This window comes from Sphingomonas sp. GW821-FHT10F09 (genome assembly GCF_058809195.1).
In genome coordinates this window covers 122,456-137,029 of the sequence record NZ_JBXASI010000003.1, presented here as the reverse complement: position 1 = coordinate 137,029, position 14,574 = coordinate 122,456, and the positions used below count along the sequence as shown (strand labels likewise).

At 69.7% G+C, this 14,574-nt stretch carries 14 protein-coding genes and 1 tRNA gene; 11 read left to right on the top strand and 4 right to left on the bottom strand.

Annotated elements, in window-relative coordinates; all coding sequences use genetic code 11:
- Positions 1-4 precede the first annotated feature (4 nt).
- The 4 genes from AC1RTO_RS11205 to AC1RTO_RS11190 are packed head-to-tail and all read left to right on the top strand — an operon-like array spanning position 5 to position 2,996.
- Positions 5-658: a PepSY-associated TM helix domain-containing protein gene (locus AC1RTO_RS11205; protein ID WP_493160937.1), complete on the top strand. Its 654-nt coding sequence runs from the start codon at positions 5-7 to the stop codon at positions 656-658.
- A gap of 9 nt (positions 659-667) precedes the next feature.
- The gene (locus AC1RTO_RS11200; RefSeq protein WP_293872695.1) at positions 668-1,147 is read left to right on the top strand and encodes a DUF2271 domain-containing protein; all 480 of its coding nucleotides are present in this window, start codon (positions 668-670) and stop codon (positions 1,145-1,147) included.
- Positions 1,148-1,158: 11 nt separating this feature from the next.
- On the top strand, positions 1,159-2,010 hold the full coding sequence (locus AC1RTO_RS11195) for a DUF4198 domain-containing protein (protein WP_493160936.1): 852 nt from the start codon (positions 1,159-1,161) through the stop codon (positions 2,008-2,010).
- Positions 2,011-2,021: 11 nt separating this feature from the next.
- On the top strand, positions 2,022-2,996 hold the full coding sequence (locus AC1RTO_RS11190) for an FAD:protein FMN transferase (RefSeq protein ID WP_493160935.1): 975 nt from the start codon (positions 2,022-2,024) through the stop codon (positions 2,994-2,996).
- A gap of 111 nt (positions 2,997-3,107) precedes the next feature.
- On the opposite strand, the gene AC1RTO_RS11185 is transcribed toward AC1RTO_RS11190, so the two are convergent.
- Together AC1RTO_RS11185 and AC1RTO_RS11180 are read right to left on the bottom strand one after the other, a co-directional pair.
- On the bottom strand, positions 3,108-3,752 hold the full coding sequence (locus AC1RTO_RS11185; protein WP_493160934.1) for a histidine phosphotransferase family protein: 645 nt from the start codon (positions 3,750-3,752) through the stop codon (positions 3,108-3,110).
- 66 nt (positions 3,753-3,818) lie between these two features.
- A complete protein-coding gene (locus tag AC1RTO_RS11180; RefSeq protein ID WP_493160933.1) occupies positions 3,819-4,232 on the bottom strand; it encodes a M67 family metallopeptidase in 414 nt (137 codons plus the stop codon).
- 17 nt (positions 4,233-4,249) lie between these two features.
- On the opposite strand from AC1RTO_RS11180, the gene AC1RTO_RS11175 reads away from it, so the two are divergent.
- The 4 genes from AC1RTO_RS11175 (at position 4,250) to mtgA (ending at position 8,111) form a co-directional block, all read left to right on the top strand.
- Positions 4,250-5,197 (top strand): RluA family pseudouridine synthase, encoded by a 948-nt coding sequence (locus AC1RTO_RS11175; protein WP_493160932.1) that lies wholly within the window; start codon positions 4,250-4,252, stop codon positions 5,195-5,197.
- 63 nt (positions 5,198-5,260) lie between these two features.
- Positions 5,261-6,166 carry an RNA polymerase sigma factor RpoH gene (gene rpoH / locus AC1RTO_RS11170; protein WP_254288446.1) on the top strand — a complete coding sequence of 302 codons (906 nt, stop codon included), beginning with the start codon at positions 5,261-5,263 and terminating at the stop codon, positions 6,164-6,166.
- 1 nt (position 6,167) lies between these two features.
- The gene (locus tag AC1RTO_RS11165) at positions 6,168-7,427 is read left to right on the top strand and encodes a flavin monoamine oxidase family protein (RefSeq protein WP_493160931.1); all 1,260 of its coding nucleotides are present in this window, start codon (positions 6,168-6,170) and stop codon (positions 7,425-7,427) included.
- Positions 7,428-7,436: 9 nt separating this feature from the next.
- Complete coding sequence (gene mtgA, locus AC1RTO_RS11160; protein WP_493160930.1) at positions 7,437-8,111, top strand: monofunctional biosynthetic peptidoglycan transglycosylase; 675 nt, start codon at positions 7,437-7,439, stop codon at positions 8,109-8,111.
- A 41-nt stretch (positions 8,112-8,152) separates the two neighbouring features.
- Here the strand turns inward: mtgA and AC1RTO_RS11155 are convergent, their stop codons facing one another.
- Together AC1RTO_RS11155 and AC1RTO_RS11150 are read right to left on the bottom strand one after the other, a co-directional pair.
- Complete coding sequence (locus AC1RTO_RS11155) at positions 8,153-8,476, bottom strand: YbaB/EbfC family nucleoid-associated protein (RefSeq protein ID WP_293872704.1); 324 nt, start codon at positions 8,474-8,476, stop codon at positions 8,153-8,155.
- Positions 8,473-10,128 (bottom strand): DNA polymerase III subunit gamma/tau, encoded by a 1,656-nt coding sequence (locus AC1RTO_RS11150; RefSeq protein WP_493160929.1) that lies wholly within the window; start codon positions 10,126-10,128, stop codon positions 8,473-8,475. The genes AC1RTO_RS11155 and AC1RTO_RS11150 overlap by 4 nt, the downstream gene beginning before the upstream one ends.
- Before the next feature lie 119 nt (positions 10,129-10,247).
- On the opposite strand from AC1RTO_RS11150, the gene recJ reads away from it, so the two are divergent.
- From recJ to AC1RTO_RS11135, 3 genes are all read left to right on the top strand, one after another.
- Positions 10,248-12,002, top strand: a complete 1,755-nt coding sequence (gene recJ, locus AC1RTO_RS11145) for a single-stranded-DNA-specific exonuclease RecJ (protein ID WP_493160928.1) — start codon at positions 10,248-10,250, stop codon at positions 12,000-12,002.
- Between the two features lie 51 nt (positions 12,003-12,053).
- Positions 12,054-12,128: transfer RNA gene (locus AC1RTO_RS11140), tRNA-Glu, on the top strand.
- A 144-nt stretch (positions 12,129-12,272) separates the two neighbouring features.
- On the top strand, positions 12,273-14,573 hold the full coding sequence (locus tag AC1RTO_RS11135) for a chemotaxis protein CheA (RefSeq protein WP_493160927.1): 2,301 nt from the start codon (positions 12,273-12,275) through the stop codon (positions 14,571-14,573).
- Position 14,574 lies beyond the last annotated feature (1 nt).

The window sequence follows — 14,574 nt, the reverse complement described above, 5'->3', positions numbered from 1 at the left end:
GCGGGTGAGCCAAGCCGAATCCGCCCCCAGACCCGTCGTCCGCAAGCGCAAGAGCAAATGGCGCGGCTGGTGGCTTAAGCAATTGCATACGTGGCACTGGATGAGCGCGGCGATCTCGCTGGTCGGCATGTTGCTGTTTGCCGCGACCGGCATCACGCTCAACCACGCCGCCTCGATCGGCGCGACCCCGGTCGTCACCGACAAGGCCGGCACGCTGCCGACGCCGCTGCTGCGTGCGCTAAGGGCGCCAGTCGCCGCCGATGCACCGTTGCCCGCGCCCGTCGCCGCCGCAGTGACCCGCGCGGTCGGCCTCGATCCCGCCGGCCATCCCGGCGAATGGTCCGACGCCGACGTCTATGTCGCGCTGCCCCGGCCCGGCGGCGACGCCTGGGTCAGCATCGACCGCACCAGCGGCGCGATCACCTCGGAAACCACCAGCCGCGGCTGGATCGCCTATCTCAATGACCTCCACAAGGGCCGCAATGCCGGCGGCGCGTGGAGCTGGTTCCTCGATATCTTCGCCGGCGCCTGCATCCTGTTTACGCTGACCGGGCTGCTGCTGCTCCAGCTCCACGCCCGCCACCGCCCGACCACCTGGCCGATCGTCGCGGCCGGCGTCGTCATCCCGATCGTCCTGATCCTCGTCTTTATCCATTAAGGGGGAAATATGCGTCCATCGACCTTCGCGCTGATCGGGGGCGTCATCGCCGCCCCGGCGAGTGCCGCCACCGTCACCGTCACCATCCCCAAACAGGATGTCGCCGAATATCACCGCCCCTATGTCGCGATGTGGGTGGAGCCGGTCGGCGGCGGCGCGCCGCGCACCGTCGCGCTCTGGTATGAGACGAAGAAGACCGGCAAGGACGCCGGCACCAAATATCTCGCCGACCTGCGCGCCTGGTGGCGCAAGGGCGGCCGGTCGATGACCGTCCCCGCCGACGGCGTCAGCGGCGCCACCCGCGCGCCGGGGCAATATACCGTCCGCCTGCCCGACAATCTCAAGCCCGGCCAATATGTCCTCAACGTCGAGGCGGCGCGGGAAACCGGCGGCCGCGAACTCGTCACGCTGCCGCTGACCGTGCCCAACCCGAATGCGCGTGCCGCCGGCAAGACCGAGCTCGGCGCCATCACGCTCTCCGCCCGCTGAAGGACCGCCCGATGAAGCCCTATGCCAACCGCCTGCCGATCCGCCTTCTGGCCGCCGCCGCCCTGGTCGCGGCCCCGGCGATGCTCTCCGCCCACCGGATGTGGATGCTGCCGTCCGGCACCGTCTTTTCCGGCACCGACAGCTGGGCGACGATCGACGCCGCGGTGTCGAACGACCTGTTCTTCTTCGACCACCAGCCGCTGCGCCTCGACGGGGTCAAGGTGTGGCAGCCCGACGGCAGCGAGGGCAAGCTCCAGAACGGCGCGACCGGCCGCTATCGCTCGGTGTTCGACGTCGAACTCGACAAGCCCGGCACGTGGAAGGTGGCGACGCAGATGTCCGCCGTCATGGGCAGCTTCAAGGCGGACGGCGTCGAAAAGCGCGTCGGTGGCCGTGGCGGCCCGCCGCGCCCCGGCCAGCCCGCGTCACTGACCGTCGCCGACATCCCGGCCAACGCTACCGACGTGAAGCTCACCGAGATGTCGTCGCGTAACGAGGTGTTCCTGACCGCCGGGGCGCCGACCACGACGGTGCTCAAACCGACCGGCAAGGGGCTGGAATTTGCCCCCGTTACCCACCCCGACGAACTCGTCGCGGGCGAGGCGGCGCAGTTCCGCTTCCTGATCGACGGCAAGTCCGCGCCCGGCCTCAAGGTCACCGTCATTCCCGGGGGCAAGCGCTATCGCAACGACGAAGGTGCGATGAACCTGACCACCGGAGCGGACGGACTGCTCACGGTGACCTGGCCGACCGCCGGCATGTACTGGCTCAACGCCACCGCAACCGATACGAAGACGACCGTTCCGCGCGCGACCGAACGCCGGATGACCTACGTCACCACGCTGGAAGTGCTGACCCCCTGAGCCCGCCCGCGATGCGGATCGCCTTGCCCGCGGTCATCGACCCGGCGGCGGTCGCGGCGCACGATCCGGCCGCGGCGGTCGTCGATCTCGGCGGGGAGACGATGGGGACGCGCTGGAGCGTGCGCGCCGTCCTTCCCGCCGGCATGCCGGTGGCCGTGGTCGAGGCCGCGATCGTCGCGCGCCTCGACGGCATCGTCGGCGAGATGAGCCACTGGTCGCCGACCTCGCTGCTGTCGCGCTTCAACCATGCGGGCGCAGGGGAATGGGCGACGCTGCCACCCGATTTCGCGCATGTCGTCGCGCGTGGGCTGGCGATCGCCGCGGCGACCGGGGGCGCGTTCGATCCGACGATCGGCCGGCTGGTCGACCGATGGGGCTTCGGCCCGCATCCGGTCGACGCGCCGCCCACCGATGCCGAAGTGGCGACCGCGTGCGCCGCCGCCGGCTGGCAGCGCCTGACCTATAGCCCCGGCGACCGTCGCCTGCGCCAGCCCGGCGGGCTGTCGCTCGATTTGTCAGGCATCGCCAAGGGGTTTGCGGTCGACGCCGTGGCGGACCTGCTCGCGCGGCGCGGCGTTGTCCATGCGCTGGTCGAGATCGGCGGCGAACTCGTCGGCCGCGGCCTGCGCCCCGACGGCGAACCGTGGTGGGTCGATCTCGAGGTGCCGCCCGGCAGCACCCTCGCGCCGCTGCGGATCGCCTTGCACGGCCTCGCGGTCGCCACCTCCGGCGACTACCGGCACGGCGCCCACACGATCGATCCGCGCACCGGCCATCCCGTGGCCAACGGCATCGTGTCCGCGAGCGTCATCCACGCCGACGCGCTGACCGCGGACGCCTGGGCGACCGCGCTGACCGTGCTGGGGGTAGAACAGGGGCTGGCACTGGCGACGACGCACCGCATTTCCGGCCGGATCGTCACGCTGGTCGATGGCGAAACGCGCGAATATCTGACGCCGGCGCTTGAAGCGATGCTGAGCGATTAGCCCGGCCGACCTTGCCCCCACCGCTCGTCAATGCGAGCGCAGCGAAGCAATGCAGGGCGTCATACGGGAGTCTGGATTGCTCGGCTGCGCTCGCAATGACGGGTGACGGATTTATCCCGCGTTGAACACCGCCCCCAGGATCATGACGTTGTCCGCCGGCTCGCTGACCTGCACCGCGCCACCCGCCTGCGCGACCAACGTATGCACCAGATAGGCCGCCGCCGCCCGCGGGGTGACGCCGCTTGCGCGTTCGCCGTCGGTCAGCGTCTCGCGCAATTCGGGGTCGAGGATGATCCGCGGCCCCTCGATCTTGACCACGATTTCCAGCTGGCCGTTATTCTCCTCGCCGCCGACGTCCAGCGTGCCGCCGCGGACCAGCGCCTCGCTGGCGATCAGCGTCAGGTTCAGCATCACCTTCATCGCGGTCTTCGGCAGCGCCTCGCCCTCGACCCACCAGTTGAACGTCGTCCGCTTGTTGTCGACCAGCAGCCCCTCGATCGCGGTCTTCGCCTCGCGACTGTCGATCCGCTCGGCGAAGCCGCCGCCCGCGCCGAACGCCAGCCGGAAGAACTTGAGCTTGTTTGCGGACGCGCGCGCACTCTCGCTGAGCAGCTGGAACACCCGCGCGCGCATCTCCGGGTCGTTCTCGTCGCCGAGCAGTTCCAGCCCGTTGTTGAGCGCGCCGACCGGCGACAACAAATCGTGGCACAGCCGCGAACACAGCAAACTCGCGAAATCGACCGGGCTGACGGACATTGGTATCCCCTGAACACTTGCGCGATCTGTGGCCGACCCGAGTCGCGCTGGCAAGCCGCGCGCAGATCAGCCGTCGGGACGCGTATCGAGGACGACGCGCTCGAACCGTCCCTCGACCGGGCCGTCCGCGACCGCACGCCACCCGCGCACCACGCCGCCCGCCGCGATCAGCCACAAGGCGCCGTCCGCCATCGCACTCTCCGCATCGCGCGGCGACGGCACCGCCACGCCGGTCGGGTGCGAATGATAATGGCCGACGATCCTCGGTCCGCCGGTCCGCGCCGCGCGATGCGCCGCCACCAGCGCGGCGGGGTCGATCTCGAACCAGCGTGCCGGATCGGCGGCGACGTTGCGGCAGGGCAGGGCGGCGGTGATCGCCTGCGCATCGCCGAACAGCAGCCCGCAGATCTCCACCCGCGGGGACGCCGCGGCCTCCGTCAGGATTTGCCGGACAAGCTCGCTTGCAATCGTCACCGCCATGCCCACATCCCTAATCCATGGACCGGGGGGTTTCCATCATAGAGGCGACGATCGCCACCACGGCCGACGGCTGGCGGCTGGATCGTGCGCTCGCCGATGCGGTGCCGACGCTGTCGCGCGAGCGGCTGAAGGTGCTGATCGCCAGCGGCGCGGTCACCCGCGACGGCACGATGGTGCGCGACCCCGCCAAGCGCGCCGCGGCGGGCGACCGGCTGTCGGTCGCGGTGCCGATCCCGACCCTGCCGCACAACGAAGCGCAGGATATCCCGCTCGTCGTCGCCTATGAGGATGAACACCTCATCGTGATCGACAAGCCCGCCGGGCTCGTCGTCCATCCCGCCGCGGGCAATCTCGACGGAACGCTCGTCAACGCGTTGCTCCACCATTGCCAGGGCAGCCTGTCGGGGATCGGCGGTGTCGCCCGGCCGGGCATCGTCCATCGCATCGATAAGGACACGTCGGGCCTGATGGTCGCCGCAAAGACCGACCGCGCGCATGAGGGGCTCGCCCGCCAGTTCCACGACCACGGCATCGACCGCCGCTATCGTGCCATCGTCGGCGGCCTGCCCCGCCCGGCGGAGGGCAAGGTCGACGCCCCGCTCGCCCGCTCGGCGACCAATCGCAAGAAGATCGCGATCGTCCAGGGCGGTAAGCGCGCGGTGACGCATTTCCGCACGATGGAACGGCTGCGCGATGCGGCGCTGGTCGAATGCCGGCTGGAGACGGGGCGCACGCATCAGGTGCGCGTGCACATGGCCTCGATCGGCCACGCCTTGCTGGGTGACCCGGTCTATGGTAGAACAAAGGGTGCTCAAAAAGCATTGCTGGAAACCCTCGGTTTCCGTCGGCAGGCATTGCATGCCGCGCACCTCGGGTTCATCCATCCGGTGAAAAGCACCGCTTTGGCGTTCGATAGCGATATGCCTGCTGACATGCAGGAACTGTTCACCGAGCTTCACGTATAGGTTAGAGCCGTTCGTCGCCGCAGTGCGGGATGAATGCCTCCGCAAAATAAGGGAGATCAGATCATGGCAGCACGCAGCAACGTCCCCGCGACGATTCCTGCCCTCGGCGGGGAGCAGAGCCTCAACCGCTACCTGTCCGAGATCAAGAAATTCCCCATTCTCGCGCCCGAGCAGGAATTCATGCTCGCCAAGCGCTTTCAGGAGCATGGCGACACCGATGCGGCGGCGCAGCTCGTCACCTCGCACTTGCGGCTCGTGGCGAAGATCGCGATGGGCTATCGCGGCTACGGCCTGCCGACGTCCGAACTCATCAGCGAGGGCAACATCGGCCTGATGCAGGGCGTCAAGAAATTCGAGCCGGACCGCGGCTTCCGCCTCGCCACTTATGCGATGTGGTGGATCCGCGCCTCGATCCAGGAATATATCCTGCGCTCGTGGAGCCTCGTGAAGATGGGCACCACCGCGGCGCAGAAGAAGCTGTTCTTCAACCTGCGGCGGATGAAGTCGAAGCTCGACGCGTTCGAGGACGGCGACCTCAAGCCAGAGCATATCACCAAGATCGCCACCGATCTGGGCGTCGCCGAGAGCGACGTCGTCTCGATGAATCGCCGTATGGCGATGGGCGGCGACACGTCGCTCAACGTCTCGATGCGCGAGGATGGCGAGGGGCAGTGGCAGGACTGGCTGCAGGACGACGCACCGCTGCAGGACAGCGTCGTCGCCGAGGCGCAGGAAGCGGACGTCCGCCACGGCATGCTGGTGTCGGCGATGGATGACCTCAACGATCGCGAGAAGCACATCCTCACCGAACGCCGCCTGACGGACGATCCCAAGACGCTCGAGGAATTGAGCCAGGTCTATGGCGTCAGCCGCGAACGCGTCCGCCAGATCGAGGTGCGCGCATTCGAAAAGCTGCAAAAGGCGATGATGCGCATCGCCGGCGAAAAGCGCCTGCTCGCCGCCGCCTGACATGGGCCGCACCGTCGTCATCGGCGGCGGCGCGGCCGGCATCGCTGCCGCCCGTCGCCTGCACGATGCGGGCACGGAGGTGTTGCTGGTCGAGGCGGGCGACCGGCTGGGGGGCAGGGCGCACAGCCTGATCCTCGACCATGGTGCGCCGGCGACGGCGTCGGGACCGGCTTCTACTCCCACCATCGACCTCGGCTGCGGCTGGCTTCATTCGGCTGGGCGCAATCCCTGGACCACGCTCGCCGAGCGCTATGGCCTCGCGATCGATCGCTCCTCCCCCAATTGGGGCGAGCAATGGCGCGATCTCGGCTACCCGCCCGACGCGCAGCAGGCTTTTCGTCAGGCCTATGACCGCTTCGAGGCCGCCGCCCACGCCGCGCTCGACGGCTCCGACCGGCCGCTCTCGACGTTCGTCGCGCCGGACGACCCCTGGCGTCCGATGATCGATGCCATCTCCGGCTATGCCAATGGCGCATCGCTCGATCGCGTGTCGCTGCAGGACTGGGCCGCCTATGAGGATGCTGCGACGGAGGACAATTGGGCGCTTCCCGCCGGGTACGGCACGCTGGTCGTCCAGCACGCCGCGGGCGTGCCCGTGCGCCTCGGCACGCCCGTCACCCGCATCGATCACGGCGGCCGCACGATCCGCCTCGATACCCCGGCGGGCGACATCGAGGCCGACCGCGTCGTGCTCGCCATTCCGACGACCGCCTATGCCACGCTCCGCTTCGACCCGCCGCTTCCCGCCAAGCAGGATGCCGCCGCCGCGTTGCCGCTCGGCCTCGCCGACAAGGTGTTCTTCGCGGTCGACGCGCCCGAATGGCCGGCCAATGCCCATCTCATCGGCGCGCCGCACAGCACCTGTACCGCCAGCCACCGCCTGTCGCCCTTCGGTCTGCCGATCGTCGAAAGCTTCTTCGGCGGCGCCTGTGCCGAGGCGATGCCGGACGCTGCCGCGGCGACCGACTTCGCGCGGGAGGAACTGGTGGCTCTGCTCGGATCGTCATGGCGATCGCGGCTCACACCCCTGACCGCGACGCACTGGCGCGCCGCCCCGCATATCCACGGCAGCTACAGCCACGCCCGCGTCGGTCATGCCCCCGCCCGCGCCGTGCTGGCGGCGCCGGTGGACGACCGGCTGTTCTTCGCGGGCGAGGCCTGTTCGCGCCACGACTTCTCGACCGCGCATGGCGCCTACCGGACCGGCGTCGATGCCGCCGATGCCATCCTGGGCTTGCTGGCGACCGCGCCCGCCCCGTAAGAAGCGGCGATGATCTCCATCCTCCGCATTTTGTTCAAGGCCGGCCTCGTCTTCGTCGGCGTCAGCGTGCTGTGGGTCGGCATCTACCGCTTCGTGCCGGTGCCCTTCACCTGGACGATGGCGGGCGACCTGCTCGCCGGACGCAGCGTCACCAAGCAATGGATGCCGCTGTCCCGGATGGATCCCGACATGGCACGCGCCGCCATCGCCGGCGAGGATTCGCGTTTCTGCGAACACCATGGCTTCGATTTCCGCGCGATCGCCGGTGCCGCCTATCGCAACGCGCAGGGCGGGCGTATCCGCGGCGGCTCGACGATCAGCCAGCAGACCGCAAAGAACGCCTTCCTGTTCCAGGGCGGCGGCTATGTCCGCAAGGCGTTCGAGGCCTATTTCACCGTCCTGATCGAGACGCTGTGGAGCAAGCGCCGGATCATGGAGGTCTATCTCAACGTCGCCGAGACGGGGATCGGCACCTATGGCGCGGATGCCGCGGCGCTGCGCTATTTCGGACATGACGCGTCCCGGCTGTCGCCGACCGAGGCGGGCCGCATCGCCGCGGTGCTGCCGCTGCCGAAGAAGCGCGCGGCGATCGATCCGCGCGGCTTCGTCCGGCGCCACGGCAACACGCTCGCCCGCTACGTCGGCACGGTGCGCCGCGCCGGACTGGACAGCTGTCTGAAGTAGAGCCGGGAATGTCCCTCTCCCCGGTGGGGAGAGGGAAGACGTCAGAACGGCAGCTTGAAGCCCGGCGGCAGCGGCAGGCCGCTGGTCATCTTCGACATTTCGGCGCCCGACACCGCATCCGCCTTCGTCCGTGCGTCGTTGAACGCCGCCGCCAGCAGGTCTTCGAGCATCTGCTTCTCGGACAATTCGATCAGCGAATCGTCGATCGCGATATTGATGATCCGCCCCTTGGCGCTCGCCTTCACCTTGACGAGGCCGCCGCCAGAGACGCCCTCGACCTCGATCGTGTCGAGCTGGTCCTGTGCCTTCTGTAACTCGCTCTGGACGTTCTGCGCCATCGCGAGGATTTCATCGAGGTTCTTCATGCGATACTCCGTTTGCCGGGCCAGGCTTCCAATTCCGCTTCCGGGAAGGCCGCGAACGCCGCCTTCACCAGCGGCGTGTCGAGGATCGCCTGGCGCGTCGCCTCTTCATCGGCCTTGGCCTGCTCGCGCAAGGTAGGCGCGCCGGGCGCATCCTCCAAGGCGATCTTCCACACATGGCCGGTCGTCTTCTTCAGCGCGTCGGCGACGTCGCGCAGCGTATCTGCCGACATCGGCCGCGATCCGCTCAGGATCAGCTCGGGCGCGGCATAGCGGACGACGCGCGCGCCGTTGCTCAGCTGCGCCGCGACCGCGTGATGGCCGTTATCCTCCAGCAGTTCGACCAGCCCGGCGAAATCGGCGGGCGGGCCCTGCCGCTCGGCCGCGACCGGCGCGGCCGGCGGAGCGGGTGTTGCCACGGCCGCAGGTGCCGCTGCAATCCTGCCGCTCGCGATCTGCCGCGCGAGGTCGCCTGGATCGGGCAGGGTCGAGGCGTGGATGGCGCGCAGCAACGCCATTTCCGCCGCCTCGATCGGCAACGCCGCCTTGGCGACCTCGTCATGCCCCTTCAGGAACAATTGCCACAGGCGGTGCAGCGCGGGGAAGGACAGCTTCGCGGCCCATTCGGCGCGCGCATTGCGCTCCTCGACGGGCTGCGCCGGATCCTCGGCGGTGCCGACCTTGGCGAGGGTGATGCCGTGCACCGTCTCCAGCATCGCGCGCAGCACCGATTGCGGATCGACGCCATAATCATATTGCCGGCGCAGGCTGGCGAGACTGGCCGCCGCGTCGCCCGCGAGCACCAGCCCGAGCAGGTCGCGCACCGCGCCGCGATCGGACAGGCCGAGCATCTGCCGCACCGCCGCGGCGGTGACGCCGCCGCCCTCCAGCCCGGCATGCGCGATGCCCTGGTCGAGGATCGACAGGCCGTCGCGCGCCGATCCTTCCGCCGCCCGCGCGATCAGCATCAGCGCCTCCGGCTCGGCCTCGACGCCTTCCTCCCTGCAGACGAAGGCGAAATGGGCGGCAAGCTGTTCGGCAGAAATACGGCGCAGGTCGAACCGCTGGCAGCGCGACAGCACGGTGATCGGCACCTTGTTCACCTCGGTCGTGGCGAACAGGAACTTCACGTGCGCGGGCGGCTCCTCCAGCGTCTTCAACAGCGCGTTGAAGGCGTTCTTGGACAGCATGTGGACCTCGTCCACGATGTAGATCTTGTAGCGCGCCGACACCGCGGCATAGCGCGCCGCGTCGATGATCTCGCGCACGTCGTCGACGCCGGTGTGACTCGCGGCGTCCATCTCGATCACGTCGATATGGCGCCCCTCGGCGATCGCGCGGCAGGGCTCGCACACCCCGCACGGATCGATCGTCGGGCCGCCGCTGCCGTCCGGGCCGACGCAGTTGAGCGCCTTGGCGATCAGCCGCGCGGTCGACGTCTTGCCGACCCCGCGCACGCCGGTCATCAGAAACGCATGCGCCAGCCGGTCGCGCTTGATCGCATTGCCCAGCGTCGTGACCATCGCATCCTGCCCGATCAACTCGGAAAAGGTCTGCGGACGGTATTTGCGCGCGAGCACGCGATAGGGGCCAGAGGCAGGCGGCGTCGGCACCGCGGGTTGCGGCACTTCGCCCAGGTCAAAGGAATCGGCCATTGCCCCGCATATAGGTGGCGGACGCGCCGCTGTCGAAGGCTGGGTTTGCCGCGGCCGCGCACGTGGCGTATCGACCGCCTGGCGCCAGCCCCGCGCGCACACCGGAAACCCCAGCATCCATGACCCCCGTCCTCGGCGTAACGGAATCGATTCTCGGCCAGCCCTGGCAATGGCGCAGCCTCGCCGCCGACGGGCGCGACGGGTTCGGCACCGACGATCTCGTGACGCAGCTGCTGCTCGCCCGCGGGGCACCACGCGAAGCGCTCGACCAGCATCGCAACCCCTCGATCCGCGCCTTCATGCCCGACCCCTCGATCTTCCGCGACATGGACCGCGCCGCCGAACGGCTCGCCGATGCGGTGCAGGCGCGGGAGAGCATCGCGGTGTTCGGCGACTATGACGTCGATGGCGCGACCTCGGCGGCGCTGCTCATCCTCGTGCTGCGCGATCTCGGCGTCGAGGCGCGGCCCTACATCCCCGATCGCCTGCTGGAGGGGTACGGCCCGTCCGGCGACGCGCTGGTCCGGCTGGCGCGCGAGGGCGCCTCGCTGATCGTCACCGTCGATTGCGGCGCGCAGGCGTTCGAGGCGCTGGCGACCGCCCATGCGCACCCCGTCGACGTCCTCGTCGTCGACCATCACAAATGTGCCGCCGCGCTGCCGCTCGCGCATGCGCTGGTGAACCCCAACCGCCTCGACGAGGACGAGGGCGCCGCGCACGGCCATCTCGCCGCGGTCGGCGTCTGTTTCCTGCTCGCCGCCGCACTCATCCGTACGCTGCGCACCCGCGGCTTCTTCGCCGATCGCGCCGAACCGCGGCTGATCGATCATCTCGATATCGTCGCGCTCGGCACCGTCGCCGACGTCGCGCAGCTGCGCGGGCTCAACCGTGCCTTCGTCGCGCAGGGGCTGAAGGTGATGGCGCAAGGCCGCAACATCGGCCTCACCGCGCTGGTCGCCGCCTCGCGCCTCACCCGTGCGCCGACGTGCAGCGACCTCGGCTTCTCGCTCGGGCCGCGGATCAACGCCGGCGGCCGCGTCGGGCGCGCCGACCTCGGCGTCCGGCTGCTCACCACGCGCGACCCCGACGAGGCGCAGACCATCGCCGAGGAACTCGACCGCCTCAACGAGGAACGCCGCGCGATCGAGATGGAGGTGCAACTCGCCGCCGACACGATGATCGCCGCCGACCGCCGCGTCGCTGTGGTGGCGGGGGAGGGGTGGCACCCGGGCGTGATCGGCATCGTCGCCGGGCGTCTCAAGGAAAAGCTCGGCCGCCCCGCGATCGTCATCGCGATCGGCGAGGACGGGCTCGGCAAGGGGTCGGGCCGCTCGATCGCGGGCGTCGACCTCGGCGCAGCGGTGCTCGCCGCGCGCGAACAGGGCCTGCTCGTCGCCGGCGGCGGCCATGCGATGGCCGCGGGCCTGACGATCGCCGCCGACCGGATCGCCGCCTTCGCCGACTTCCTCGAGGAACGGCTCGCCGCCGGCATCGATCGCGCCATGGGCGAACGCGCGCTGCTGGTCGATGCGGTGCTCGCACCCGGCGGGGTCAATCCGCTGCTGGTCGAATCGCTCGACGTCGGCGGGCCGTATGGCATGGGCTGGCCGGCGCCGCGGATCGCCGCCGGGCCGGTGCGGATCATCAAGGCCGATGTCGTCGGCAACGGCCATGTCCGCGCGGTCGTCGCGGGCGACGACGGCCGCAGTTTCAAGGCGGTAGCCTTCCGCGCCGCCGACACCGCGCTGGGTCAGGCCTTGCTCGGCGCCGCGCCGCACCGCCGGCTGTGGCTCGCGGGCCGTGCGAAGATCGACGACTGGGGCAGCCGCCCCGCCGCCGAACTGCATCTCGAGGATGCGGCATGGGCAAATTGATGAACAGCCCCCTTGACCGATCGCCGACCCTCTTCTAGCAGCACCCCCGCTGGCCCCTTCGTCTAGCGGTTAGGACGCGGCCCTTTCACGGCTGAAGCACGGGTTCGATTCCCGTAGGGGTCACCAGCTTTCACATCGACATGGCGAAAGCTGGTGACCGGCGGTGCGCGATCGCCCGCCCCGGGTCGACCTCCCCAGTAATCCCCCTCCCCAGTAAACGGGGCCTTAACTCCTCCTCCGTCATGACCGCCCGGCAACATCCGGGGACCCATGGACGACCTGCTGCAGGAATTTATCGCCGAGACCCGCGAAACGCTGGAAGCGCTTTCGGGGGAGATCGTCGCGTGGGAAGCCGATCCCACCGATCGCGCGCGTCTCGATGCGATCTTCCGCTTCGTCCACACGGTGAAGGGCAGCTGCGGATTCCTCGACCTGCCGCGGCTCGCGCGGCTCAGCCATGCCGCCGAGGACGTGCTCGCCGCGGTCCGCGACGGCAAGCGCGTTCCCGACACCGCGCTCGTCAACGCCGTCCTGGCGATCGTCGACCGCATCGGCGAGATCGTCGAGGCGATCGATTCGGGCGCGGGGCTCGACGATTCGAGCGAAGACCTGCTGATCGCCGCGCTCGCGGAGGATGCGCGGCCCGCCGCGCCGGCGCATGCCGCCAATGTGCCGCGGGCCAGCAGCCGCTCGGTGCGCCTCAACGTCGATCTGCTCGACCGGATGATGAGCGGCATGTCCGAGATGGTGCTGGCGCGCAACGAACTCGCCCGCCGCCTGCGCGACGAGGCGGTCGATCCGCTGGTCGAGGCGGCGCTGGAGCGGCTGTCGCTGACCGTCGCGGAAATGCGCGACACCGTCACCCGCACGCGCATGCAAAAGATCGACGCGCTGTTCTCCGCCCTGCCGCGCATGGTCCGCGACACCGCCGGCGAACTCGGCAAGCAGGTCGCGCTCAGCATCGACGGGTCGGACGTCGAACTCGACCGCGAGATGATCGAGCTGATGCGCGATCCGCTCGTCCACATCATCCGCAACGCCGTCGACCACGGGATCGAGGCGCCGGCGGACCGCAAGGCGGCGGGCAAGCGCGAGGCGGGCCGGCTGATCGTCTCCGCCCGCCAGTCGGGCAACCAGATCCTGATCGAGATCGCCGACGACGGCCGCGGCATCGACGTCGAGCGGCTGGTGACCAAGGCGCGCCAGCAGAAACTGGTGCCGGAGGCCGACCTCGCCGCGATGGACGCGACCGCGCGGCTCGACCTGATCTTCCACCCCGGCCTGTCGAGCCGCGACACCGTGACCGCCATCTCCGGCCGCGGGGTCGGTATGGACGTCGTGCGGGCGAACATCGAGCATATCGGCGGCCGGATACACCTGTCGAACCAGCCGGGGCGCGGGCTGACGATCGTCATCTACGTGCCGCTGACGCTGTCGATCATGTCGACGATCGTCGTCGGCGTTGGCGACCAGCGCTTCGCGATCGCGCGCCAGTCGGTCGACGAGATCCTGCGCGTGCGCGGCGAATCGGTGCGGATCGACACGATCGGCGATGCGGAGGTGGCGACGGTGCGCGGCCGGCGGCTGCCGCTCGTGTCGCTCGGCCGGCTGCTCGGCATCGGCGCGCCCGACGAGGCGAGCCGGACGCTCGCGATCATCTCGACCCGCCATGGCGAATATGCGCTGGCGATCGACGACGTCATCGATACCGAGGAACTGGTCGTAAAGCCCGCCGCCCCGTCGGTGATGGCGACCGGCGTCTATGCCGGCCAGACCCTGCCCGATTCCGGGCTGCCGATGCTGCTGCTCGACGGATCGGGGATCGCCGCGATCGCCGGTCTGCGCTTCAACCGCATCATCGCGGTCGAGGACGAGGGCGTGGCCGAGGATCGCGTCGAGGCGATCCCCGCGCTGCTCTTCGAGGATCTCGACGGCCAGCGCCGCGCCTTGCCGCTCGCCGCGATCGACCGGGTTGAGCCGGTGTCGACCGACGCCATCCGCCTGACCGCGGGCCAGTGGCGGCTCGCGATCGGCGGCGCGCTGGTGCCGCTCCATTCCGCCGCGCCGATCGGCGATCGCACCGAAGTGCCGGTGCTGCGCCTGACCGACGGGAGCATCGAGATCGCCTATGCGATCGACGAACCGATCGAGATCGTCCAGCTGCCCGCCGAGATTGCACCGCCGCGCGGCCCCGGCCCGATCGCGGGCGTCGTCATCATCGACGGGGAACAGGTCGAATTGCTCGACGCACACGCCCTCTTTGCCGCCGAACTGCAACCGCAGGCGCGCGACCGGCTGTGCTGGTTGCACACGGACGGCAGCGGCTGGATGGAAACCTTCCTGCGGCCAATGCTGGAGGCGTCCGGCTATCGCTGCGTCACCCAGCCGCCGCGCGATGCGCTGGCGGACGTCGTGCTGACGATGGACGCCGCCGCGGTCACCCCGGGCATCGCGCGCCACGTCGTGCGCCTGCGCCGCGATCCGGTCGATCCGGCGGGCGGCGCCAGCATCTACCGTTACGATCGCGCCGCACTGCTCGAAGCGCTGGCGTGCGCCGTGGGGGGGCGCTGAG

Excerpts from the sequence above, each read along its gene's own strand:
- rpoH (WP_254288446.1), top strand. The coding sequence starts at position 5,261 with ATGGCAGCACGCAGCAACGTCCCCGCGACGATTCCTGCCCTCGGCGGG.
- AC1RTO_RS11155 (WP_293872704.1), bottom strand. The coding sequence starts at position 8,476 with ATGAAGAACCTCGATGAAATCCTCGCGATGGCGCAGAACGTCCAGAGC.
- AC1RTO_RS11180 (WP_493160933.1), bottom strand. The coding sequence starts at position 4,232 with ATGGCGGTGACGATTGCAAGCGAGCTTGTCCGGCAAATCCTGACGGAG.
- AC1RTO_RS11175 (WP_493160932.1), top strand. The coding sequence starts at position 4,250 with ATGGACCGGGGGGTTTCCATCATAGAGGCGACGATCGCCACCACGGCC.
- mtgA (WP_493160930.1), top strand. The coding sequence starts at position 7,437 with ATGATCTCCATCCTCCGCATTTTGTTCAAGGCCGGCCTCGTCTTCGTC.
- AC1RTO_RS11200 (WP_293872695.1), top strand. The coding sequence starts at position 668 with ATGCGTCCATCGACCTTCGCGCTGATCGGGGGCGTCATCGCCGCCCCG.
- recJ (WP_493160928.1), top strand. The coding sequence starts at position 10,248 with ATGACCCCCGTCCTCGGCGTAACGGAATCGATTCTCGGCCAGCCCTGG.
- AC1RTO_RS11150 (WP_493160929.1), bottom strand. The coding sequence starts at position 10,128 with ATGGCCGATTCCTTTGACCTGGGCGAAGTGCCGCAACCCGCGGTGCCG.
- AC1RTO_RS11135 (WP_493160927.1), top strand. The coding sequence starts at position 12,273 with ATGGACGACCTGCTGCAGGAATTTATCGCCGAGACCCGCGAAACGCTG.
- AC1RTO_RS11190 (WP_493160935.1), top strand. The coding sequence starts at position 2,022 with ATGCGGATCGCCTTGCCCGCGGTCATCGACCCGGCGGCGGTCGCGGCG.
- AC1RTO_RS11185 (WP_493160934.1), bottom strand. The coding sequence starts at position 3,752 with ATGTCCGTCAGCCCGGTCGATTTCGCGAGTTTGCTGTGTTCGCGGCTG.
- AC1RTO_RS11195 (WP_493160936.1), top strand. The coding sequence starts at position 1,159 with ATGAAGCCCTATGCCAACCGCCTGCCGATCCGCCTTCTGGCCGCCGCC.
- AC1RTO_RS11165 (WP_493160931.1), top strand. The coding sequence starts at position 6,168 with ATGGGCCGCACCGTCGTCATCGGCGGCGGCGCGGCCGGCATCGCTGCC.